The sequence below is a fragment of the Pseudomonas zeae genome, assembly GCF_014268485.2.
Taxonomy (GTDB): Bacteria; Pseudomonadota; Gammaproteobacteria; order Pseudomonadales; family Pseudomonadaceae; genus Aquipseudomonas; species Aquipseudomonas neuropathica.
On sequence record NZ_CP077090.1, the window covers coordinates 1,147,893 to 1,171,737 of the forward strand.

22 protein-coding genes are annotated in these 23,845 nt (G+C 60.2%); 17 read left to right on the forward strand and 5 right to left on the reverse strand.

All coding sequences use genetic code 11. The features are described from left to right. Window positions 1–2: 2 nt before the first annotated feature. The gene (mmsB, locus tag HU754_RS04945; RefSeq protein WP_093442369.1) at window positions 3–905 is read left to right on the forward strand and encodes a 3-hydroxyisobutyrate dehydrogenase; all 903 of its coding nucleotides are present in this window, start codon (window positions 3–5) and stop codon (window positions 903–905) included. Window positions 906–1,068: 163 nt separating this feature from the next. Here mmsB and HU754_RS04950 read toward each other — a convergent pair whose 3' ends face one another. Continuing rightward, window positions 1,069–1,413, reverse strand: a complete 345-nt coding sequence (locus HU754_RS04950; protein ID WP_003177747.1) for a cupin domain-containing protein — start codon at window positions 1,411–1,413, stop codon at window positions 1,069–1,071. Between the two features lie 511 nt (window positions 1,414–1,924). On the opposite strand from HU754_RS04950, the gene HU754_RS04955 reads away from it, so the two are divergent. Genes HU754_RS04955 through HU754_RS05005 form a run of 11 tightly spaced genes read left to right on the forward strand, consistent with a single transcriptional unit; the run spans window position 1,925 to window position 16,611 of the window. Next, window positions 1,925–2,494, forward strand: a complete 570-nt coding sequence (locus HU754_RS04955) for an acyl carrier protein (protein ID WP_186622998.1) — start codon at window positions 1,925–1,927, stop codon at window positions 2,492–2,494. 8 nt (window positions 2,495–2,502) lie between these two features. Next, the gene (locus HU754_RS04960; RefSeq protein WP_186623000.1) at window positions 2,503–3,777 is read left to right on the forward strand and encodes a beta-ketoacyl-[acyl-carrier-protein] synthase family protein; all 1,275 of its coding nucleotides are present in this window, start codon (window positions 2,503–2,505) and stop codon (window positions 3,775–3,777) included. 1 nt (window position 3,778) lies between these two features. Further along, entirely contained in the window at window positions 3,779–4,837 is a 1,059-nt protein-coding gene (locus tag HU754_RS04965; protein ID WP_186623002.1) for a beta-ketoacyl-[acyl-carrier-protein] synthase family protein, read from the forward strand. Continuing rightward, window positions 4,834–6,129 (forward strand): beta-ketoacyl-[acyl-carrier-protein] synthase family protein, encoded by a 1,296-nt coding sequence (locus HU754_RS04970; RefSeq protein ID WP_186623004.1) that lies wholly within the window; start codon window positions 4,834–4,836, stop codon window positions 6,127–6,129. Before HU754_RS04965 ends, HU754_RS04970 begins: the two co-directional genes overlap by 4 nt. Continuing rightward, complete coding sequence (locus HU754_RS04975; protein ID WP_186623006.1) at window positions 6,126–7,334, forward strand: beta-ketoacyl synthase N-terminal-like domain-containing protein; 1,209 nt, start codon at window positions 6,126–6,128, stop codon at window positions 7,332–7,334. The genes HU754_RS04970 and HU754_RS04975 overlap by 4 nt, the downstream gene beginning before the upstream one ends. A gap of 54 nt (window positions 7,335–7,388) precedes the next feature. Further along, on the forward strand, window positions 7,389–10,259 hold the full coding sequence (locus tag HU754_RS04980) for an aminotransferase class III-fold pyridoxal phosphate-dependent enzyme (protein WP_186623008.1): 2,871 nt from the start codon (window positions 7,389–7,391) through the stop codon (window positions 10,257–10,259). A gap of 9 nt (window positions 10,260–10,268) precedes the next feature. Beyond that, window positions 10,269–11,006 (forward strand): 3-oxoacyl-ACP reductase family protein, encoded by a 738-nt coding sequence (locus tag HU754_RS04985; protein WP_093442345.1) that lies wholly within the window; start codon window positions 10,269–10,271, stop codon window positions 11,004–11,006. Next, complete coding sequence (locus HU754_RS04990; protein WP_186623009.1) at window positions 11,003–11,767, forward strand: SDR family NAD(P)-dependent oxidoreductase; 765 nt, start codon at window positions 11,003–11,005, stop codon at window positions 11,765–11,767. Before HU754_RS04985 ends, HU754_RS04990 begins: the two co-directional genes overlap by 4 nt. Window positions 11,768–11,769: 2 nt before the next feature. Further along, a complete protein-coding gene (locus tag HU754_RS04995) occupies window positions 11,770–13,068 on the forward strand; it encodes a DUF1302 family protein (RefSeq protein WP_186623010.1) in 1,299 nt (432 codons plus the stop codon). A 57-nt stretch (window positions 13,069–13,125) separates the two neighbouring features. After that, window positions 13,126–13,962 (forward strand): outer membrane lipoprotein-sorting protein, encoded by an 837-nt coding sequence (locus tag HU754_RS05000; RefSeq protein WP_093442334.1) that lies wholly within the window; start codon window positions 13,126–13,128, stop codon window positions 13,960–13,962. 33 nt (window positions 13,963–13,995) lie between these two features. Then, a complete protein-coding gene (locus HU754_RS05005; RefSeq protein WP_186623011.1) occupies window positions 13,996–16,611 on the forward strand; it encodes an efflux RND transporter permease subunit in 2,616 nt (871 codons plus the stop codon). Between the two features lie 69 nt (window positions 16,612–16,680). Here the strand turns inward: HU754_RS05005 and HU754_RS05010 are convergent, their stop codons facing one another. From HU754_RS05010 to HU754_RS05020, 3 genes are all read right to left on the reverse strand, one after another. After that, entirely contained in the window at window positions 16,681–17,091 is a 411-nt protein-coding gene (locus HU754_RS05010) for a MerR family transcriptional regulator (RefSeq protein ID WP_034154373.1), read from the reverse strand. 199 nt (window positions 17,092–17,290) lie between these two features. Then, a complete protein-coding gene (locus HU754_RS05015) occupies window positions 17,291–17,866 on the reverse strand; it encodes an NAD(P)H-dependent oxidoreductase (protein ID WP_095051034.1) in 576 nt (191 codons plus the stop codon). A 55-nt stretch (window positions 17,867–17,921) separates the two neighbouring features. Further along, complete coding sequence (locus HU754_RS05020; protein ID WP_093442329.1) at window positions 17,922–18,803, reverse strand: LysR substrate-binding domain-containing protein; 882 nt, start codon at window positions 18,801–18,803, stop codon at window positions 17,922–17,924. Between the two features lie 216 nt (window positions 18,804–19,019). On the opposite strand from HU754_RS05020, the gene HU754_RS05025 reads away from it, so the two are divergent. Then, window positions 19,020–19,784, forward strand: coding sequence for a sulfite exporter TauE/SafE family protein (locus HU754_RS05025; RefSeq protein ID WP_186623012.1), 765 nt, complete (start codon window positions 19,020–19,022; stop codon window positions 19,782–19,784). On the opposite strand, the gene HU754_RS05030 is transcribed toward HU754_RS05025, so the two are convergent. Further along, on the reverse strand, window positions 19,774–20,088 hold the full coding sequence (locus tag HU754_RS05030) for a putative quinol monooxygenase (RefSeq protein ID WP_186623013.1): 315 nt from the start codon (window positions 20,086–20,088) through the stop codon (window positions 19,774–19,776). The two genes, HU754_RS05025 and HU754_RS05030, sit on opposite strands and share 11 nt — an antisense overlap. A gap of 184 nt (window positions 20,089–20,272) precedes the next feature. Between HU754_RS05030 and mdaB the strand changes: the two genes are divergently transcribed. From mdaB to HU754_RS05050, 4 genes are all read left to right on the forward strand, one after another. Beyond that, on the forward strand, window positions 20,273–20,863 hold the full coding sequence (gene mdaB, locus HU754_RS05035; protein WP_186623014.1) for an NADPH:quinone oxidoreductase MdaB: 591 nt from the start codon (window positions 20,273–20,275) through the stop codon (window positions 20,861–20,863). 60 nt (window positions 20,864–20,923) lie between these two features. After that, on the forward strand, window positions 20,924–21,835 hold the full coding sequence (locus HU754_RS05040) for a LysR family transcriptional regulator (protein WP_116256485.1): 912 nt from the start codon (window positions 20,924–20,926) through the stop codon (window positions 21,833–21,835). A gap of 103 nt (window positions 21,836–21,938) precedes the next feature. Then, window positions 21,939–22,832 carry an NAD-dependent epimerase/dehydratase family protein gene (locus HU754_RS05045; protein WP_186623016.1) on the forward strand — a complete coding sequence of 298 codons (894 nt, stop codon included), beginning with the start codon at window positions 21,939–21,941 and terminating at the stop codon, window positions 22,830–22,832. 140 nt (window positions 22,833–22,972) lie between these two features. Beyond that, window positions 22,973–23,590 (forward strand): Fic/DOC family protein, encoded by a 618-nt coding sequence (locus tag HU754_RS05050; RefSeq protein ID WP_186623018.1) that lies wholly within the window; start codon window positions 22,973–22,975, stop codon window positions 23,588–23,590. The last annotated feature ends 255 nt before the right edge of the window (window positions 23,591–23,845 follow it).

Below are 23,845 nucleotides of genomic sequence, written 5' to 3' on the forward strand. Positions count from 1 at the left end.
CCATGAAAATCGCATTTATCGGTCTGGGCAACATGGGCGCACCGATGGCGCGCAATCTGATCAAGGCTGGCCACTCGCTGAGTCTGGTCGATCTGAACAAAACCGTGCTGGCTGAGCTGGAGCAACTGGGCGGCAGCATTCGTGCCTCGGCCCGCGAAGCCGCTGAGGATGCTGAACTGGTGATCACCATGCTACCGGCGGCGGTGCATGTGCGCAGTGTCTGGCTCGGTGAGGACGGTGTGCTGGCTGGCATCCGCCAAGGTGTGCCCGCGGTGGATTGCAGCACCATCGATCCGCAGACCGCTCGCGATGTGGCTGCCGCTGCGGCGAAACAAGGCGTGGCCATGGCCGACGCGCCGGTGTCCGGTGGCACCGGTGGCGCGACGGCGGGGACGCTGACCTTCATGGTCGGCGCCACCCCGCAACTGTTCGCCACCCTGCAACCGGTGCTGGCGCAAATGGGCCGCAACATTGTGCACTGCGGCGAAGTCGGCACCGGGCAGATCGCCAAGATCTGCAACAACCTGCTACTGGCGATTTCGATGGTCGGTGTCAGCGAGGCGATGGCGCTGGGCGATGCGTTGGGCATCGACACCTCGGTGCTGGCCGGGATCATCAACAGCTCGACCGGGCGTTGCTGGAGTTCGGAGATGTACAACCCGTGGCCGGGCATCGTCGAAACGGCGCCGGCCTCGCGCGGTTATACCGGTGGGTTCGGTGCGGAACTGATGCTCAAGGATCTGGGGTTGGCGACCGAAGCAGCGCGTCAGGCGCACCAACCGGTGGTGCTCGGCGCGGTGGCGCAGCAGTTGTATCAGGCGATGAGCCAGCGCGGTGACGGCGGGAAAGACTTCTCGGCGATCATCAACAGCTATCGCAAGCCTGCAATTGAAGGGCAGCGCTGAACAAACTGCGGGAGCGAGCCTGCTCGCGATGACGGCGGTTGCTTCAACAAGGAAGTGACTGACGGTCCGCTTTCGCGAGCAGGCTCGCTCCCACAGGGGATTTGCGTATATCAGACATTGTTTGCCGGGAAATCACGTCGGGTGATCTCCCGGCTTTTTTGCATCAGGCGAACACGAAATATTTACGCACGGTCTCGACCACTTCCCACGTGCCTTTCATCCCCGGCTCAACCACGAAAATATCGCCGGCGCGCAGATGAATCGGCGCCATGCCGTCCGGAGTAATCACGCAGTAGCCTTCCTGGAAATGGCAGTACTCCCACTTCACATAATCGACGCGCCATTTACCCGGGGTGCAGATCCATGTGCCCATGATCTTGCTGCCGTCTTCGCTGGTGTAGGCGTTGAGGTTGACGGTGTGCGGGTCGCCTTCGAGTTTTTCCCATTTGCAGGCATCGAGTACCGGCAGCGGATGAGTGTCGCGTAGAACGGTGATAGGGGCGGTCATGTGTCGGCTCCAGACAAGGCGATCAAACGGAAGCTGCACCCTATAGCGCCGTGCCTTGGCCCAGATGTCTGTGCTCGACATGCAGATATCCAGAAACGCTGCCAGATTTACGGATGGAGACGTAAACCTTCCAGCAAAATCAATTAACGGCAGTATTGATCTAAAACAAAGGCTATGAAGTTATAACTATTTTACTTGTCTGGTTTTTACTTTTAGTACGTCTGTTCCGTTGCGTCCTTAGTTGCTTTCGATAGTCAGCCTGCCTGATACCGCGGGCGCCCCACCATACCCCGTCTTTGTTAAGTAAATAAGTCGTTCACCGCACCAAGGAGGTGCGGTGTCAGTGGGCTTTTGCAGACTTTTTTCGAGTTGTAAAAAAACCTTGAATAGTTCGTTGACTCTCCCCTTAAGGGCAGAGTTTAGATTCCCGCCGCGTGAGAAGTTGCTGTGGGAAAAGTTACTTTTCATAAGTCGAATTCATGAAGTAGCCACGACATATAGGGAGATAGAAATGAACAATCCATTGGACTTGGAACATGTCGTTGCCAGCACTCGCGAAATCCTCGCACAGCTGTTGGTGATGGATGCGAATGACATCGAAGAAAACAGCAGCGTCGTCGAAGACCTGGGTGCCGACTCGCTGGACATCGTCGACCTGAGCTTCCAGCTGGGCCGCCAATATGGCTGCACACTGCCGAAAACCAGCGTGCTCGACCATGCGGTGGCGGTTTGCGGTGATGCCAGCGAGTTTCTCGCCAACGGTCGCATTACCGAAAGCGGCAAGCGCCTGCTTGAGCAAAGCCTCAGCGCCTACACCCCGGATCAACTGAAGGCGGGCATGCAACCGGCTCAGGTCTTCGCGGCGACCACCGTGCGTAACTGGGCCAACCAGTGCCGCAATCTCTTCAACTACCTGCCAGCAGCGTGCCCGGATTGCAACGCTCACCAAGCGGTTCTGAACGAGCGCCAACAAGTGGTCTGCGGCGCGTGCAGTGCACGTCTGGTGCCGACGGATGGCGATGAAGTGTCCCGTCAATTGGTTGAGCAGTTTGTCACCACTCACACCAAAGAAGCGGTGTAGGAGTTCTCATGCGGGCACGAGAAGTCTATGTGAGCGGGTTCGGTCTGGTGGCGCCCATGGCGCTGGACGCTGCCACGTTGTTCGAGCGGATTTGCCGGAAGCAATCCTGTGTCCGCGAACATCCTCGGTTCAAGGCGCTGGGATTCAACAACAGCGCCGCCGGTTTTATCGACGATACGCAGTGGCAGCGGATCGGGGCCGGTTTCGGCGGCAACGCGGCGCTGCACCCGCGACAAAGTGTGCTGGCCGAATACGTTGCCCGGCAGGCGCTGGAGCATGCCGGTCTGACACCGGCAGACTTTGCCCACAGTCGCAGCGGTCTGTTTCTGGGCGCCAACAAGTACTGTGCCGACAGCCACGACCTGCAGCGGCTCAGCCGGTGCATGGATGAGGGCGGACGCGTCGACCTCGACCGTCTGCTGGACAGTCCGGCACCGTCCAGCGCGACTTTCACCCGGCGGGTCGATCAACAGACGCAGCACCTGGCCGATCGGCTCGGCATCCGCGATCACATCTCGACCCATTCCGATGCCTGTGCCGCCGGCACTATGGCCATCGGCAGTGCTTACCGGGCGATCGAGCGCGGAGAGATCGATCTGGCTATCTGCGGCGCCGTCGAACTGATGGCCAACGAACTGCCTTATTACATGTTCAACAGCCTCGGCGCGCTCTGTCAGGCCGACTTGCCGGCGAGCGAACAAAGCCGCCCGTTTATGCCTGACCGTAGCGGTTTTGTCCTCAGCGAAGGCTCGGCGATGGTCATTCTCGAATCCGCTGAACACGCCCAACGGCGCAAGGCTGCGCCACTGGGCCGGGTGTTGGGTTACGCGAATGTCTGCGAGGCGCAGAAAATGACCTCCAGCAGTCGCGACGGCAGTAAATACGAGGAATGCATGGAAGCAGCAATCGAAGACGCCGGGCTGCTGCGCAGCGCCGTGCAACACGTCAACACCCACGGTACCTCCACGCAGGCCAATGACAGTTGTGAAGCGTTGGCGCTGCAGCGTCTGTTCGGCGGCTGCCAGGACTTCATGACCTTCACCGCCAACAAGTCCGCCATCGGGCATTCCCTGGCAGGCAGTGGCGCGATCGAAGCGGTGCTGTCGCTGATGAGCCTGCGTGACGGTGTGCTGTTGCCCACCCTGAATTACGACCCCGAGCGCGCCGAATACCCTTCGCTGAAGTTCTTGAGCGAGCCGGTGCGACAGCCGATCAGCGTGGTGATGTCCAACTCGTTCGGCTTTGGCGGCATCAACAGCTCGCTGGTTCTGGGGAGGGCATGACATGAACCGAGCCATCTACCTGAATGCCGCTGCGGTGCTGAATGTGGCGGGCAGTGAATGCGCTGACTTGCTCGGCACACCCTGCGCGGCGCAACCGCTGGCCTTTGACGCACAGCGTCAGGCGTTTGCCTTGCCGACGCCGCGACTGGCCAGTGATCTGTTTGATCGCAAGATCCAGCGCAGCGTCGAACCGCAGGGCTTGCGCCTGTTGCATTGCGCCGCACGGCTGGCGCCAGCGCTGGCGGCGCTGCAATTGTCCGCGTCACGCATTGCCCTGACAGCGGCCATTCCTGAAGTCGACGCGCCGAGTCCTTGCTGGGATGCGGTGCAGGCGATCATCGAACAGCCGCAAAAACAACTGGCGCAGTTATTGGCCAACACACCGCCCCTGCATGCGCTGACCCTGCTCAACAGCAGCGTCATGGCCTATGTGGCTGAAGCATTGAATTGCCATGGGCCAATGGGTGGATTTTGTTCTCAGGACAACGCCGGGCTGGATGCGCTGATCGAAGCTTGCCAGCAGATTAGCGAGCGACATGCCGACGCCGCGTTGGTGGTCAGCAGCAGCCCGAACCTGACCCCGGCCCTGTATCTGCGCGAGCCCGATCAGGCGAACGAAGCGATTTTCGGTGAGGGCGCCGCCGCGCTGTTGCTGGCGTCGACACCAGCACCGGGTGCGGCACACGCCGTGCGCATTGCCGGATTTGCCCGTGGTTACAGCAACGATCCGCAACGCTCTGTGGCGGTGGGTCGGCGCGTCATCGATCAGGTCCTGAGCGTCGAAAAACTGCGGGTCGGCGACGTCGAGCATATCGTCGGTAATTGCGCTGACGGGCAAGTGATGAAGTTGCTCGAAGCTTTCCCGCGCGAGATTCGCAGTACCCGCGCCATGACCGGCGAACTGGGCGCCAGCGGCTTGCTGACAGAGGCCGCACTGACTTTGCATCTCAGCGGTGATACGGCGGCGGCACCGGGTTACACGCTGCTCGTCAGCCACACTCGCGCCGGTCACTGGGGCGCATTGCTGTTGGCCAGTGAAACCATGGAGAAGCACGCATGAGTGCGACACGGATTGTGATCACCGGCATGGGCGCCGTCACCGGTTTCGGTTTCGAATGGCAGACCCTCTGGGAAAAAATGCTCGGCGCCGAACATTGCGTGCGGCCATGGCAGCCGGACGACTTGCAAGAGGCGTCGTTCGCGGTGCGTTATGCCGCGCCTGTCGACATGCGCCTGTTGCCGGAAAAACTGCAAAGCCATCCGGCCTGGACGATGCCGCTGGAAAAGCGCAGTCGGTTTGGCTGGGTGGCTGCCACGCAGGCAGTCGGTGACAGCGGCTTGCAGCCAGAACAGTTGCGTGGCGCGGCGGTGCTGTGTGCCTCGGGAGCACCGCAGCACATGCTCGCCGACATGCTGCTGACCGAAGCCCCGAATGGTGGCACCCCGAGCTGGTCGTACCTGATGCCACGGGCCGGGCAAGTGAATGCCGATGGCTCACTGCGCCAGAGCAACGATCGTCTGGCGCGGGTAATCGCCGACGACCTGGGCTGTGAAGGACCGGTGATCAATATCAGCAGTGCCTGTGCCGGTGCTTCACAAGCCATTGGCAATGCCTTCCAGATGATTCGTCGCGGAGAAGTCAGCGTAGCGCTGGCGGGTGGCGCCGACTCGGTACTCAACCTCGACACCATGGCCGCGTTGTATTTACTCGGTGCCGCGTCGGGTGAGCAGCGCTGGGGCGCGGATCTGTGCCGTCCGTTCGATCGTGACCGCAGCGGTCTGATTGCCGGCGAGGGCGGTGGTTTTGTCGTGCTGGAAAGCCTCGAACATGCCTTGGCCCGTGGCGCCACGCCGTATGCCGAGGTGTTGGGTTTCGGCAGCAGTCTGGATGCCTACAAAGTCACCGCACCGCAACCGGAAGGACGCGGTGCGGCACTGGCGATGCAGGCCGCGCTGGATGACGCCGGTTTGCGCGCGCAGCAGATTGATCTGATCAACGCCCACGGTACTTCGACACCGCTCAATGACGTGGCCGAGACCCTGGCGATCAAAAGCGTGTTCGCCGAGCACAAGCATTATCGAACCCTGGCCGTCAGCGCCAACAAATCACAGTTCGGTCACCTGATCGCGGCCGCTGGCGCCCCTGAATGCATCGTCACCGCGTTGGCCTGCCTCAACGATCTGGTCACGCCAACGGTGAACCTGCATGACGCTGACGAACAGTGCGATCTGGATTACTGCGCCGGGCAAGCCGTCAGCCGCCGAGTGGATTACGCGTTGAGCAATTCCTTTGGTTTCGGTGGCCTCAATACCTCGCTGGCCCTTGGCAAATATCGGGAGCATGGACAATGACTGACGCCACTGTACGTGTCGCGATCGCCGGCAGCGGTTGTGTATTGCCCACCGGCTGGGGCGTTGAGGGTTTCTGGGCGGCGGCCCGCGAAGGGCGCAGCGCAATCTCGCCCCTGAACTCGTCGCTGTTCCGCAGCGAGCGGGTCACCGCGTTCGGGCATATCGCTGATCGAGATCATCAACGTAGCCGTCAGGACGTTGCGCAAAACCTCCAGCGTTACTGCCCGCCGGCGGTGATCTGGGGCGTCAGTGCGGTGCGCCAGGCGTTGGCCGAGGCCGGGCTTGAACCGGGCCGCGACAACGTGCGTTTTGGTCTCTATTGCTGCCAGGGCGGTTACACCCATCCGTCGCTCGCGTCTTACGGTGAACTGCTGCACGAATGTCAGACCGAGAGCGGTGCCGACATGCAGCGTCTGGCCAAACGTGTGTTGCAGGAGCGCGCGCTCGATCCGTTTCTGGTGCTCAAGAGCCTGAGCAACGGTTTGCTCGGCGTCGTCAGTCTGGCCTTGAAGCTTGAGTGCGAATGCAACGCCTACATGCAAGGCGTGGCCGGCAATCTGGCGGCGCTGCGCGAAGCCTGCGCGGCGTTGCAGAGCGGTCGGATCGATGCGGCCATTGTGGTGGGCGCGGGTAGTGAACTGGATCCGCTGGCCCTCGCCGCACTGGCCGAGGCGGGGGTGATCAGCACCGACGGTTCGCCAAGCCTGCGTGCCTTTGATCGCCAGGGCCGTGGCGGCATTGCCGGCGAAGGTGCGGCGGCGCTGGTACTGCGCCGCGCCGATGATCTGCCGGCCGGGCCGCAAGCCTGCCTGACAGCAATGTTCGCCCATCCGCGTCTGGACTCGCTGAGCTTGCCGGACAAACAGGTGGATCTGCTGATCAGCAGCGCCACTGGCGATCCGCACAAGGATGCCGATCTGGCCCGCACGCTGGCGCGAACCGGCGCCGCGCACATCACCAGCAGCACGCCGCTGACCGGCATGCTCAGTGGTGCACCGAGCCTGGTTGATCTGATCTTTGCCCGGCTGGCTTTGCAGGCGCAGAGCATCCCGCCGGTCAGTGGCCTGGAGCAACCGCTGGATGCGCATCTGCCGTTCGTTATCGGCGGGCCGCGCGATGCCGTGCTCCACGATTGCCTGGTCATCAACCGCGACGACAACGGTTTTAGCGCCGGTTACCAACTCGAAATTCACGCGGCCGACTGACCGTCGGCACGCAACGAAACGCAGCTGATTTTTTACTCAAGGGATAGAACTGTCATGGATTACCGCGATTACGTACGGCCGAAATTCGTTGAATTGATGCAGGCCCTGGGCCTGGAGTGCCAGTTCCACAGAGCGCTGGGCAGTAAATTGTTTTACCGCGACCGCCAGGGCGAAGAGGTGACGGTTACTGACTTCCTCGGCGGTTACGGCGCCGCGCTGTATGGCCACAACGATCCGCAATTTGTCGATCAACTCGTCGACCTGCTGCGTGCCGATGTGCCGTTCAATGCGCAGATGTCGGTGCGCGGTGCGGCCGGTCAATTGGGGCGTGAGCTCAGTGAAGCGTTCAACCGTGAGCTGAACAACAGCGAACGCTACATTTCGACCTTCTCCAACAGTGGCGCAGAGTCGGTGGAAATCGCCGTCAAGCACGCCGAATACCGTCGTCAGAAAAACCTGCAGAAGCAATTCGACGAGCGTGATTTCGCCCTCGCCAATCTGGTTGCCAGCGACAAGGCTTACGTCGAACTGGACATCGACGATCTCGATTTGCCCGCCGGCCTGCTGCCGCAGAATCTATCCTGCGTCACCGTGCGCCAAGTGGCCGAAGCGGTGCGTCAGCACAACCTGGCGCAGTTGCATGTCGAGCCGGTGTTCCTCGCTGTGCGCGGCAGCTTCCACGGCAAACTGGTGAACACCGTTCAGTTGACCTATGGCAAGCAGTACCGCAAGCCGTTCGCCCGTTTCGGCCTCAACGTCGAGTTCATCGACCCGCAGCAACCCCAGCAATTGCAAGAGCTGCCGGCCCGTCATATCCGTCACTGGCTGAGCCTGGAATGGAGCGGCGAAACCCTGCAGGTTCGCCGTGAGGCGTTCAGTGCGATCACCGCTGTATTGCTGGAGCCGATTCAGGGCGAGGGCGGCATCAACGAGTTTGCCAATGAGTTTTATCTGGGCCTGCGGCGTCTGTGCAACGAGCAGCAATGCCCGCTGATCATCGACGAAGTGCAATCGGGTTTCGGCCGCACCGGCACCTTGCTTGGCGCCAGCCATTTCAACTTGCAGGGTGATTACTACTGCCTGTCGAAAGCGCTGGGCGGTGGCCTGATGAAAATCGCCGCGACGGTGATTCGCGCCAGCCACTACGAAAACGATTTCAGCTACATCCACAGTTCGACCTTTGCCGAAGATGACGCGTCCTGCCATATCGCCCTGTCGGCCTTGCGCCGTCTGTTCGAGAACGACAGCGCGATGCTCAAGGACGTGAACAAGAAGGGCGAGTACCTCAAGGCTTCGCTGCTGGAACTCAAAGCAGCGTACCCGGACGTCATCGCCGACGTGCGTGGGCGCGGCTTGCTGCTGGGCTTCGAACTGCACGACCTGACCGGCACCAGTTCACTGGTTCAGGCCTCGGCGCAGTACAACGATGCGCTGGGCTACATCATCGCCGGCTACCTGCTGCAATTCGAATCCCTGCGCGTGGCGCCGTCGGGCAGCAATGCCAATGTGATCCGTCTGGAACCGCCGGTGTGCATCACCTTCGAAGAAATCGACGGCTTGATCGGCTCCTTGCAGAAAGTCTGCGACATGCTGCGCCGCCGCGATGCCTTCCCGCTGGCCGCCGGGGTGTGTGCCGACAGCATCGCTGATGTACCGGCGCGTGAGGTCAGCTTCAAGGAGACCGAAACCCGCCCAAAGTCTGACGAGAACGTGCGCGTGGTGGCCCGCGTGGCGTTCATCAACCATTTGATTGATTCGGACATGCTCAGCGACGTCGATCCTTCACTGTCGACCCTGAGCGCTGAACAGAAACGCGAGTTCATCAAACGCATGGCCCCCGAGCGCCGTGCCGCGCCGATCGGACCGGTGCAGATTCGCTCGAAACTCGGCACCGCCGTGGAGTTCACCCTGTACCCGCTGTGCATGGATTCCGACGCCATGGCGGCGTACATCGCCAGCGGCGATCTGCAAACCATCCGCGAAGAAGTCGGCAACCGTATCAAGGATGCCCGCGCCGACGGCTACAGCGTCGCCGGGCTGGGCATGTACACCTCGATCGTCACCAACAATTGCCAGGCGCTGCAGATTCCCGACATGGCGCTGACTTCCGGCAACGCGCTGACCATCGGCATGGGCCTGGAAGCCATCGAACAGGGCTGCAAACAGCAAGGCCTTGAGCTGGGCGAGCAGACCGCTGCAGTGGTCGGTGCCGCCGGCAACATCGCCTCGACCTACGCCTCGCTGCTGTCGACCAGCGTCGAGCACCTGATCCTCATCGGTAGCGGCCGCGACGGTTCCCTGCGTCGTCTGGAAAAAACCGCGCAACAGATTTACGCCGAAGCCGCCCGCGCGATTCTCAAGGGTGTCGCCGAACACGATCGCCTCGCCCGTCGCCTGCAGCAAATTGATGGAATCGATGCGCTGTTGCAGGCCCACGGCAGCAGTGCCGATCTAGGCCTGCGCGTGGCGAAACTGGTCGAAGAACGCCTGGGCGCGAATGCCTTCATCACCGTCAGCAACGATCTTGATGTGCTGAAACAGTCACGCATCGTGCTCTGCGCGGCGAACGCACCGCAGCCGTTTCTCTTTGCCGAACACTTCGCCGAAAACAGCGTGATCTGCGACATCGCCGTGCCGCTGAACGTTGACCAGAACCTCGCTAGCCAACGCTCCGACGTGCTCTACATGCACGGCGGCATCGTGCAGACGCCGCTGGGCGATGGCCTGGTGAAAAACGTACGGGCCTATCTCAAGCAAGGTCAGTTGTACGCGTGCATGGCCGAGTCGGTGCTGATGGGCCTGTCCGGTATGAAACAGCACTACTCCTACGGCGACATCAGCCGCGAGCAAGTGCAGCAGATTCGTGCACTGGCGGCGACTCATGGCTTCAGCCTCGCGCAGTTCAAAACCGACAACTCGCTTTAAGGAACGGTCATGCCGAATAAAGTAGCAGTGGTGACCGGTGGCAGTCGCGGCATCGGCCGGGCGATTGTCCAGACCCTGGCCGGGGCGGGTTATCAGATCGCGTTCAGTTACGTGCGCGATGAAGTCGCGGCGATGGCCTTGCGCGATGAGGTACAGGCGTTGGGCATCGATTGTCTGGCGTTGCAGTGCGATGTCAGCAGCGGCGACAGCATCAAGGCGTTTTTCGAACGGGTCGATCAGCATTTTCAGCGTATCGATCTGCTGGTCAACAACGCCGGCATCACCCGTGACGGCTTGCTCGCGACGATGTCGGCGCGCGACCTGGTCGAGGTGATCCAGACCAACCTGATTGGCACGATGCTCTGCTGTCAGCAGGTGGTGCCGGGCATGTTGCGCCAGCGCAGCGGTTGCATCGTCAACATCAGTTCGGTGGCGGCGCAGAAGCCCGGCAAAGGCCAAAGCAACTATGCCGCCGCCAAGGGCGGGGTCGAATCCTTGACCCGTGCCTTGGCGGTGGAGCTGGCGCCGCGCAACATTCGCGTCAACGCGGTCGCCCCGGGCATCGTCAAGACCGAGATGAGTACGGCGCTGATCGGCAGTCAGGAAGAAGAAATCCAGTCGCGTCTGTTGATCAAACGCTACGCCGAACCGGAAGAAATCGCCGAAGCGGTGCTGTACCTCGCCGATCGCGGTTTGTATCTGACCGGGGAGGTCCTGTCGGTCAACGGCGGGTTGAAAATGCCATGAGCCGGACCATTCTGATCACCGGTGCGGCCAAAGGCATCGGCCGCGCGGTTGCCGAGAACTTTGCCGCCGACGCCGACAATCGCCTGATCCTGCTGGATCTCGATCTGGCCGAACTGCAGCACTGGGTCGACGAGCGACAGGAGCAGATCAAGGCGCGGGTCGAAACCCATGCGGCGAACATTGCCGACCTGCCGGCCATGCAAGCGTTCTTTAAAACCCTCGGTTCGCAAGTCGAATACGTCGATGTGCTGGTCAACAGCGCCGGCATCTGCAACGAGAACGAACCGGAAGATCTGCACAACTGGCACAAGGTGATTTCGGTCAACCTCAACGGCACGTTCTACGTGACCTCGTTGTGTCTGGCGCTGATGCCCGACCGTGGGCGGATCATCAACATGTCGTCGATCCTCGGCCGTGCCGGCAAGGTGCGCAACACCGCGTACTGCGCGTCCAAACACGGCATCGTCGGCATGACCAAGGCGCTGGCGCTGGATCTTGCTTCGCGGCAGATCACCGTCAACGCGATTCTGCCAGCGTGGATCGACACGCCGATGTTGCAGGGTGAACTGGCGACGCAAGCGGCAATTGCCGGTTTGACCCAGGAGCAGATCGTGCGCAACGCGAAGAAGAAACTGCCGATGCGCCGTTTCATCCAGAGCGAAGAAGTGGCGGCGATGGTGCGTTACCTGGCCAGCCCCGAGGCTGGCGGGGTGACCGCGCAGAGTCTGGTGATCGATGGCGGTGTCGGGTTGGGAATGTAGCGATGCCTCGATTTCACAACAGTCACATCGTGGGTGCGGTGTGGGCGTGCATGACTGCGCCCGCCGCGATGGCCGAATTTACCGTCGCTGATCTGAAGCCCGATTACGCCGACGGAGAAGTCGGCGTGGCCACGGCCATGCGTCTGCACGGCGACGATCAGGTCACGCAAAAAGCCGTGTATTTCAAAGCCAACCTGGAAGACAACTGGGAGGGCGGTTATTACAAGGCCAAGGGTCGCGTGCGTTACGACGCGCGCTATGACGGCAACAATCCGTACAGCGAACGGGCGCGCGACAAGTACCGTTTCGACGCTGATTGGCGGCACCTCTACGTCGGCCATTCGCTGGGTGACGGCGAAGTGACGGTGGGCTGGCAGCAAGTGGTCTGGGGCCGCGCGGATGAATTGCGCGTGCTCGATCAGATCAACCCGCTGGACTATCGCGACGGTCTGACGCCGCTGCTCGAAGACAGCCGCATCGCCTTGCCCATGGTGCGTTTTGCGCAACCGGTGGGCGAGTGGGAACTGGAGGCGCTGTGGATCACTGACTTCGTGAAAAACCAGGCGCCGGTTGAGGGCAGTGAATTTGCCGCGCCGCTGTTTGCCACGCCGGATCCACAGTATTTCCTGCTCGACTCCAAGCCCGGCTATGACGGCGACAAGGGCTATTCCTATGGCCTGAGCGCCAACGGCCGGATCGGCGCGGTGGACACCAGTTTTGTCGCCTTGAGCGCGCGTCAGCAGGACCCGGTGTACGCGGTCGAAGGCCTCGCCGACGACGGCCGTACGCGGCTGGAACGGCAGTTTCCCCGTTACACCATGGGCGGTGCCGGGCTGGCGATCGACGCCGGGCACAGCATCGTGGTGCGCAGCGAGGTGGCGTATTTCGACAACTGGCGCGTGACCAATCCGACGCGTGCCTACGGTGCGGACAGCACGCCTATGGTCAAGTCACTGCTGGGTGTCGACTACCTGTTGCGCGACTGGCTGATCTCCGCGCAATGGCAGGAGCAGGTGTTGCTCGACTGGCAGGACGGCATGTTGCAGGACAAACGCGAACCGCTGTTCACCCTGTCGGCCGAAGGCACCCATTGGCAGGACCGCCTCAAGAGTCGTCTGGTCGCTGCTGCCTCACCACCGTTTCAGGACAACGCATTGCTGCAAGGCATCTTCACCTACAAGCCGGTGGACTACATCAAGCTCGGCCTGGAAGTGGATGTGTTTTTCGGCAAACCCGACAGGTCTTTTGGCGAGTACAGCAAGCGCGATCAAGTGCGGCTGTCGGCCGGTTATCTGTTCTGACCCATCACGCCTGCCGCGCTCGCGCAGGTGCACTCATCCAACGAAAAGGAAGTTGTTATGTTGCCGTTTTTGAAAAGTCTGACCACCGCCGCATTGATCCTCGGTAGCGCCTGCGCCAGTGCCGCCGAGGCTGGCAATGCTGATGAGATCATCCGTCAGGTACGCGATCGCAATGACGGGAACAGCTTCATGTCCCAGGTTTCGCTGATCCTGCATGACAAGAAAGGTAATACCCGGGTTCGCGAGTTCACCTATCTGCAAAAGGATTACCCGGACAGCGACAAGTTCAGCATGTACTTTTCCGCGCCGACTGACGTCCGTGACGTGGCCTTCCACATCGAAAACCCGCACGAAACCCTCGGCCTGGAAGACAGCCAGTGGATGTACCTGCCAGTCAGCCGCCAGACCCGCCGCATCTCCACCACCGACAAGCGTGGCTCGTTCATGGGCAGTGAGTACTCGTACGCCGATCTGGACAAGATCCGCGTCAAGGATTACTCGCAGAAACTCGTCGGCGAAGAACAGATCAAGGGCCGCGACTGCTACGTGATCGAGCGCGAACCGGCGTCCCCCGAAGTGCTGGCCAAGACCGGTTACAACAAGCTGAAGGTGTGGATCGACAAGCAGAATTTCCTGGTCATGCGTCAGGATTTCTTCGACGTCAAAGGTGTGCTGATCAAGCAGATGCGCACGCAGAAAGTCGCGACCATCGATTCGATCGACAGCATCGTGCTCAGTGAAACCGAGCACTTCATCGACGGTACGCGTTCGGAAATGCGCTTCAACCAGTTGCAGTACAACGTCTCTCTGGAAGACCGCCTCTTCACCCAGACCGCCATCAAACGCGGGCTGAAAACCGGTGACCTGCCGGACTTTGCCGTGTCTGCCCGCTAAGCGCCGACCCCGACGACCTGGAACCGCATGATCATGGAAAGATATCTGAATTTCGTCGAGCGCTATGCGCGGGCGATTGTTTTCCTGCTGGTGGCGATTACGGCGTATTTCACTTATACGCTGGGCGCGCTGGTGTCCGACACCAACCCTTATCTGCTCAAGGAAAGCCACCCGGCGCGCAAGACCATCATCGATTTGCAGGGTGAATTCACCGGCACGTTCGACTCGGTCATGGTGGCGCTGAACAACCCGCAAACGGTGTTCAACAAATCGACGCTCAACGCACTGTTTTCGATGTCGCAATCAGTGCGCAAGATGATTCTGGCCAACGATGCCGACAAGGAGCAGTTGGCGCAAATCGTCGCCCGGCATGCAGACGACAGCCGTGCGCAGTTGTTGACCCGGGACATTCTCGAGGGTGGCTTTTCGCAGAACGATTACGCTAACGCCAAGGCCTTGCGTGATCATGCCCAGAGTCAAAACTGGGATTCCCATGATCAGCTGTTCCTGACCTTTCTCGCCGAGCGGATCAACCCGATCCGCGAAATGGCCTCGATGGGCGACCTGGAAAACATCGTCCTGACCGACGACGGCGAGCTGTTGATCCACAAAACCCTGAATGCCTATGACATGGACCCGGCGCTGGTCGAGTCGCAGATCATGGGCAACGAATTGATGGTCGACGGGGTGGTGTCCAAGGACAAGAAAGTCGCGATGCTGGTGGCCGAACTTGGCACCAAGCAGGACGACGCTCAGGCGCAATTGCGCGCCTATCAGATCGTGCGCGGCATCGTCGCGCAATATCAGGCCGAACACCCGGAGTACAAGGACGAAATCTTCATTGCCGGCATGCCGATCTTCATCGCCGCGCAGCAGGAGATCATCGATCACGACCTGGCCGTGCTGTTTCCGATCGTGTTTTTGCTGATTACCTTGCTGCTGATTTTCTTCTTCCGCAAACCACTGGGCGTGCTGCTGCCGCTGTTCAACATTCTGTTCTGTACCATCTGGACCTTGGGCCTGATGGCGCTGTTGCGGGTGCCGTTCGACCTGTTGACCAGTGTGCTGCCGGTGTTCCTGTTCACCATTTGCTGCTCGGATGCGATCCACGTGATGGCTGAATATTACGAGCAGAAAAACGCGGGCAAGAGCAATCGTGAGGCCAACCGTGAAACCCAGCGTCTGATGGTGGTGCCGGTGGTGTTGACGACCGTGACGACCATCGCCACGTTCATGATTTCCACCACCAACAACATTGTCAGCATCCGCAATTTCGGCGTGTTCATGTCGATCGGTCTGACGGCAGCGTTAATCATTTCGCTGCTGCTGATTCCGGCGTGGATCGCGATCTGGGGCAAGGATCAGCCGCAGCAGGCCAAGGCTGAAGTACACAAGGAATCAATCATCTCGCGGTATCTGGTGGCGTTCTGTGCCTGGATGATCCGCTTTCGCAAACCGATCCTGATGGTCATTCTGCCGCTGTTGGCGCTGGCCACCGTGTTCACCTTCCGCGTCGATATCGAAGACTCCGGCATCGCTTACTTCAAGCCGGAAAGCCACATTCGCGTGTCGGATCAGTTCATCAACCACGCCAAAGTAGCGGGCACGGCGCCGGGCTGGATCGCGATCGACAGCAAAGAGCCCCGCGGCGTGCTGACCACCGAAGTGGTGCAGTTCATCGACAAGCTCGACCACTTCATCAAGCAGCAACCGAACGTCAGTTACGGCTACTCGCTGGCCACGTACGTCAAGCGCATGAACCTGGTGCTCAACGACATGAACCCGGAGTATCTGCGGGTGCCGAATGCCGTGGAGAAGGTCACCTCGGTCAATGACGACGGGCAGGTCGAGCAGTTTGAAGTGCCGGGCAATTCGCTGATCGAACAGCACGTGATGCTGTTCGAAAACGGTGGCGGTTCGGACCTGAACAACGTGCTCAACGCCGATTTCTCCAAGGCCTTGACCCTGTACACCATGACCTCGTCGGTCGCCAGCGACTATCAGGGCATGCTCGATCGCCTCGATGCCTGGTTGCTGGTGAACAAACCGGCCAACCTGGAGGTGACCCACGCGGGCACGCCGTTGATCTGGACCGGGGTGTTGCAGGAAATCACTCAAGGCCAGGTGCTGAGTTTTTCCCTGGCCTTGCTGGTCGTCACGCTGATGATGATGTACTGGCTCAAGTCGGTGCGCCTCGGTGTGCTCGGCATGCTGACCTTGCTGACCACGTCGGTGACGGTCTATGGCTTCATGTTCCTGTTCGGCATTGAGCTGAACATCGGCACGACGCTGGTGACGTTCCTGGTGGTCGGCGTGGTGGATTACGCGGTGCACCTGCTGTCGCGCATCAAGTTGCTGGTGCAGCAGGGCATTGAGATCGACGCGGCTATTTTGCAGGCGATGCACAGCGTTGGCCGCTCGACGGTGATCAACGTGGTGATCTTCTCCGTAGGCTTCATGGCATTGCTGTTTTCCGACTTCAAGCCGATTGTCGATCTCGGCGCACTGGTGGCGATGGCGCTGTTTTCCAGCGGGGTCATGACCATTGTCCTGGTGACACTGGTATCGCCGTGGTTCTTTGCGGCGATAGCACCGGTGCATGCGCCGGTTCAAGCGCTGCGCACAGAAGGGGAGGCGGTACCGGGCTGATTCGCCAACGACCGGGCGCGCCTGCCCTGAGACGACGGGCGAACCCGGTCATGCGGCGCAGCAGGGTTTTCAGTTCAGTGTATTGACCGGGTTTTTTTCGCCATAGCGGGCGATGCGCTCGAACTGACATTCCTGGCGGGCGTCGTTAAGGTTGTGTTCAAACGCCTCGAGGCCATCATGCAATTGCTGCAAATCGCCGATCTGGGTCACCAGTTCGGCTTTTTTTTCGGCAATGGCTCGTTGCGCCATGTCCCACGGGAATTCGTCGCCGCGGTAGTTGTTGAGGATCACCTGCAGCTCTTTGAGCTTGAAGCCCAGTTGCTGGGCGCACTTGATGAACGTCAACACTTCGACACTTTGCTGGCTGTAGATGCGGTATTTGCCTTCACGCTTGGGCTCGGGCAACAGGCCGATTTCTTCGTAATGGCGAATGCTTTTGACTGTGGTGCCCGACAGCTGGGCGGCTTTGCCGATATACATAAGGTCCGTCTCGATGATCAAACATAGCGTAGCGCGATCAGGCGTCATGCCGGATCGGCGGCGATTATATGTCCAATACCATCTGAAAATGGCAACTGCGCGTAAATGACGTGCACAGGCGACGGACGGGCTCGTGGAGGGAGCCCGAAGAGACACTGACGGCGGCGGGTGCGCCGTCAGTTGAAGCGGCTGGAAAACCCTAGACGGCGGCGGTCACGCGCGCCTGTTCCAGCCAGGCATCGCGCTGGTTTGGCTTGGAGCCAAGGATCGGCCCGAAGGTCAGCGTCTTCAGTGGCTTGATGCCGCAGAATTCCAGCGTGGTCTTGCGCATCTGATTCAGCCCCGGCATGCCGTAAATCCATTTGTAGTACCAGTACGGCGTGTCCATGGTCACCAGCAAATGCGCGGTGCGGCCTTTGAGCAGCTTGTCGGGGAAGGCTTTGCCTTCGCGGTATTTGAAGGCGAAACCCGGCAGGAAAATCCGGTCGACGAAGCCTTTCAACAGCGCCGGAATCCCGCCCCACCAGATCGGATAGACGAATGTCAGGTGCTCGGCCCAGGTGATATCGGCCTGGGCTTGCAGCAGGTCCGGCTCCAGCGGCTGCACCTTGTTGTAACCCTCGTGTAGAACCGGGTCGAACTCCAGCGCATCCAGACGCAGCAGCCGCACGTCATGCCCGGCGTCCTTGGCGGCCTGAACGTAAGTCTCACTCAATGCCCCGCAAAAGCTGTCGGTGGAGGGGTGACCCAGTATCACGAGCATTCGTTTGCTCATTGTGTGTACTCCTGAAATGAAGCTCACAGGATAGAGTCTGCCCCTAGCGGTAGAGTCAAGGCACCAGCGCATCAAACAAGGCCCGGGCGTAACCGGGCAGGTGGTCGAAATCCCGCGCACACAGTTGCAAGGTGCGATGCGCCCAGACTTCGTCCAGCGGCCGGCACGTTACCGAGTGCACCGCCGCCCAGCGCTCGATGGCCACCTTGGGCACGATAGCCAGCCCCGCACCTCGCGCCACCATGCGCATGACGCCCTCGAAGCCATCGGCACGGATCCGGATCGACATGCGCTGGCCGATGTGCAGCGCTTGTTCCTCCAGGTGAATCGCCAGCGCGCTGTGGCTGCCAAGCGCAACATAGTCGTGCGCCAGGGTTTCACCAAACGTCAGCGACGCCTGACTCGCCAAAACATGCTCAGGGGGCAGGATCAGCACCAATGGATCGTCGCGAAAGGGCCGGGTCTGCAGACCGTGGGTGTCGACCGCATCGGAGACGATCCCGAGGTCCGCCGCGCCTTGGCGCAAGGCATGGGTGATGCGCGCGCTGGGCAACTCCTGCAAGTCGATGTCGAGATTGGGATGATCGCGCAGGAAGTCCGCGAGTACTTCCGGCAGGTATTCGGTGATCGCCGTGGTGTTGCACAGCAAACGCACCTGACCTTTGACGCCTTGGGCATAGTCGGCCAGATCCTGCTGCAGGCGCTCGGCCTGTTGCAAGAGGATGCGCGCGTGCTGGGCCAACGCTTTACCGGCCGGCGTCGGGGTGACGCCACGACGGCCGCGTTCGAGGAAATCGATGCCGAGCGAGGCTTCCATTGCGCGGATTCTGGCGCTGGCGGCGGCCAGGGATAAATGGCTGCGGACGGCGCCGGCGGTGATGTTGCCGGTGTCGAGGATGTGCAGGTAGAGGCGCAGGTCGGTGAGGTCGAAGTGCATGAGGGTGGCCTCTGGTTTTAGGGTGTTCGGGCTGGCCCCTTCGCGAGCAAGCTCGCTCCCACAGGGAGTTGCGTACGACACACATCCAATGTGGGAGCGAGCCTGCTCGCGAATGGGCCAGAAGCCTCAATGGAATAATCAGCCTCTTGCTAAAAGAGAGGCACCCTCAGTATATGGCAGATTTTCAGCCAACCCCGACTGGCGCACAGTAGCGCCATGAACACACTCGCGGACTTTTATCAAAACCTCGGTCTGGCCCTGTCCTTACTGGTCATCCTGACGTTCATCCTCGCCGGCCTGATCAAAGGTGTGATCGGCCTCGGCCTGCCCACTGTCGCCATGGGCTTGCTCGGTCTGGCTATGGCGCCGTCGCAGGCAGCCGCATTGCTGATCATCCCGGCAACACTGACCAACGTCTGGCAACTGGCTTTCGGCGGTCATCTGAAAGGACTGGTCAAACGCCTCTGGCCGATGCTGCTGATGATTTTCCTCGGCAGCGGAATAGGCACGTTATCGATCGGCATGGCGGGCGGGCATTGGGTGGTGCGCGGGCTCGGCGCGGCCCTGTTCCTCTATGCGTTGAGTGGTTTGTTTCTGCCAACGCTGAGCGTCAATCCGCGCCATGAAGGCTGGCTGGGTCCGGCGTGCGGTTTGATCACTGGTGTAATCACCTCGGCCACCGGCGTCTTCGTGATTCCGGCGGTGCCGTACCTGCAAGCGCTGGGCTTGAATCGCGATCAACTGGTGCAGGCACTGGGCCTGTCATTCACCGTTTCGACGCTGGCATTGGCCGCAGGATTGCTCTGGCGTGGCGCCCTCGGTGGCGGCGAACTGAGTGCTTCGCTGCTGGCGCTGATCCCGGCCATTCTCGGTATGTTGCTGGGCCAATGGCTGCGCGAACGGATCAGCGCCGTGTTGTTCAAACGGGTGTTCTTTGTCGGTATGGGCGCGCTCGGCGCGCACTTGTTGATCAGCGGTTAGCCGAGGCTTCGCTGAGCATTTCGATCTGGCGGATATCGAAATCGCGCTCCAGATAGTCCATGCGCTGTTCAAAGAAAGCCTTCATGTGCGGCAAATTCGAATGCACATCCAGGTGCGCCTGGGAGGCCCAGATCTCGTAGAAGATAAACAGCGTCGGATCTTCCTTATCACGCAGCATGTGGTACTCGATGCAACCTGGCTCCGCGCGGCTCGGTTCGACGTAGACGCGAAACAGCGCTTCGAAAGCCTCGGATTGTTCCGGGCGGGTCTTGGCGTGCAGGATAAAACCCAAACGTTCACTCATCACAACGACTCCTCACATTCAGAATGCCGCGGATGTTATTGCAACAATCGGCGATGGATTCGTGCTTTTTGATCAAATGTATTTTGCGCGATCGGGCCTTATTCCGCGCGAGGCGGATCGTTAATCTGCCGCCATTCCAGTTTCCCTTCTCCATCCAGCCCAATGGCTGCGCCGAGGCTTTCTCATGAAAAAAGTGCTGTTGCTCAATGGCGGTAAAAAATTCGCTCACTCTGACGGTCGTTACAACGCCACCCTGCATGAAGCCGCGTTGAGCGTGCTGGATCGCGGCGGCTTCGATGTGAAAACCACCTTCATCGACGAGGGCTACGACGTTGCCGAAGAAGTGGCGAAATTTCTCTGGGCCGACGTGATCATTTATCAGATGCCGGGCTGGTGGATGGGCGCGCCATGGACGGTGAAAAAGTACCTCGACGAAGTCTTCACCGAGGGTCACGGCAGCCTCTACGCCAGCGATGGCCGCACCCGTTCCGATGCGTCGCAGAAGTACGGCAGCGGCGGTCTGATTCAGGGCAAGCAATACATGCTGTCGCTGACCTGGAACGCACCGCAGCAAGCCTTCGATGACCCGACTGATTTCTTTGAGGCCAAAGGTGTCGACGCGGTGTACTTCCCATTCCACAAGGCCAACGAGTTTCTCGGTATGACCGGGTTGCCGACGTTCCTTTGTGTGGACGTGATGAAGCGGCCGAACATCGAGGCTGATGTGGCGCGTTACGAGCAGCATCTGAGCGAGGTGTTTGGCCTCAAGGGCTGATGCTCGGCTACTATCGAAGGCCTGAGCCTGCGGAGCAGGCCAATCGATTTGAGGACACCCGTGAAAGCCAGATCCGATGAGTTGCAGATTTTCGTCTGCGTGATCGAATGCGGTTCGATTTCCGCCGCCGCCGAACAGGTCGGGCAAACGCCTTCGGCGGTCAGCCGCACGTTGTCGAAGCTGGAAGCCAAGCTCGACACCACGCTGATCAACCGCACCACGCGGCGCATGGACCTGACCGAGGAGGGCAAGTATTTCTTCGAGCAGGCCAAGCTGATTCTCGATCAGATGGATCAACTTGAAGAACGCCTGTCCTCGCGCCAGCAAACGCCGTCCGGGCGCCTGCGGATCAACGCCGCGTCACCGTTCATGCTCCACGCAGTGGTCCCGTATATCGACGAATTCCGCCGTCTCTATCCGGACATCCAGCTCGAACTCAACAGCAATGACCTGATCATTGACCTGCTGGAACAAAGCACCGACATCGCCATCCGTATCGGCACCCTCGCTGACTCGACGCTGCATGCGCGCTCGCTCGGTTGCAGTCCGCTGCTGATCGTCGCCAGCCCCGCCTACCTGAAAAAACATGGCGCGCCGCAGCAGGTCGCGGACTTGAGCGAACACACCTTGCTCGGCTTCACCCAGAACGAAGGCCTCAACCAATGGCCGCTGCGCTACGTGCACGGTGACCGCTGGCCAATCAACCCGGCGATCGGCGCCTCCAGCGGCGAGACCGTGCGCCATCTGGCGCTGGAGGGGCAGGGCATCGCTTGCTTGTCGCACTTCATGACCATCGACGACATTCGGGCCGGGCGCCTGAAAGTCTTGCTCGCTGAATTCAACAGCGGTTATCGCCAGCCGATCAACGCCGTGTACTACCGGAACTCGCAACTGGCGTTGCGCATTCAGTGTTTCCTCGACTTTATCCAGAGCAAACTCGCCGCTTACGCCAGCGCCGATTTCAAGGGCTGATTCGTGACCTCTGCGCAAGAGTGAATTGGTCGAGGGCGGGTTTTTCCCTCGGACCCACAGGCCGATACTCGACCCATCACTTATTCACGCAGGGAGTTTCTCCATGAACGTATTCGTCACCGGCGCTGCCGGTTTTATCGGCGGCTCCATCGCTAGCGGTCTGGTCAAGGCCGGGCATCAAGTCACCGGTCTGGTGCGCAACCCTGAACAAGCGGCTGAGCTCAAGGCGCTGGGCATGACCCCGGTCATCGGCACCCTCGACGACAAAGCATTGCTCGCCGAACAGGCCCGTGCTGCCGACGCAGTAATCAACGCCGCCAGCAGCGACCATCGCGGCGCCGTCGAAGCGTTGCTCGATGCTTTGCGCGGTTCCAGCAAAGTGTTCCTGCACACCAGCGGTTCGAGCATCGTCGGCGATGCATCGGGCGGCAAGTCCAGCGATGTCATCTACTACGAAGACAACTTGCCAGAGCCGACTGTCGACAAAGCAGCGCGCGTGGCAATCGATAACCTGATCCTAGCAGCGGCGCAGGACGGCGTGAACTCGGCGGTGATCTGCAACACGCTGATCTACGGCCACAGCCTGGGCGTTATCCGCGACAGCGTGCAATTGCCGCGTCTGCTCAAACAGGCGCGTAAAAGCGGTGTGGTGCGCCACGTCGGCACCGGCCAGAACATCTGGTCCAACGTGCACATCGAAGACGTCGTCGCCCTGTACCTGCTGGCGCTGACCAAGAACGTACCGGGTACTTTCTACTTCGTCGAAAGCGGCGAAGCATCGTTCATCGACATGACCACCGCCATGGCCGAAGCCCTGAACCTGGGTCAACCGCAAGACTGGCCGTTGCAAGACGCCGAAGCCGAATGGGGCTACGAAATGGCCAATTACGGCCTCGGCTCCAACAGCCGCGTACGCGGCAAACATGCCCGCGAACTGCTGGGCTGGGCACCGAAACGCACGTCGGTGGTTGAATGGATTCGTAACGAAATGGTTTGATGGGTGTTTAAGCCCCACCGGGCTTTGTTATCGCCCTTTAGAACGGCTGCCATCGGGCAGCCGTTTTCGTTTCGGGCTTTACGCTTGTGTCACGCCAGACCTATGGTGCTCTGAACATTGCCAGTTCAGCAGGGACAAGGATGATTAACCGTTATGACGCAGAAGGGGCGCAAAGCAGCTTTCAGCCCGGCTCGAATGAGCAAGTGCTGAGCAATAAACTGGGAATTGTCGAACCCGAAGACATGGATGATGCAGAGCTGGTTCTGTTGGAAAAGCTCTACCAATCGGTACTTATCGAGCATTTGCCTGATCGGTCACTGACTGTTCAGGATTTGAAGGATTGGCATCGACACTGGCTCGGGAACATCTATCCATGGGCGGGGGATGTGCGCGCGGTAAATTTGGGCAAGGATGGATTTTTCTTTGCTGCTGCGCCGCAAATTCCTCGATTGCTCAATGGATTTGAAAGGGACTGCCTGGCGAAATACACGCCATGTCGGCCCGATCTGGACGAAAACCTGATTCGCGCCATTGCTGTAACGCACGTCGAGTTCATCCTTATTCATCCCTTTCGCGAAGGTAACGGACGCTTGTCGAGATTACTGGCGGATGTCATGGCCGTTCAGGCGGGCTACGTGCCGCTGGACTACAGCAGTTGGGAGCGAAACAAAGAGGCTTATTTTGCAGCCATCAACCAAGGGCTTAACTGCAACTACGAACCCATGGAGTATTGGGTCCGGCAGGCATTGTGGACTTGAGGCGGAGCTACTTGGCCAGGGACAAGTGCAGGAACTTGCTGGACCTGAGTTTGAGTTTGCGCTCAATGGTCTCCACGCTTTGACCCGTCTCGATGGCTGTCGAACTGGCAACTGCGCGAATCAACGTTTCGGTTGTCAGTTTTTTTTTGGTGCGAGGCGTGGGGCTCATGGCAGGGACTCCGCGGAGGTTGTCAGGCGAGTATAGCGCTTGGCTGGATTTGAAAAACATGTCTATGGCTGGGCACCGAAACGCAC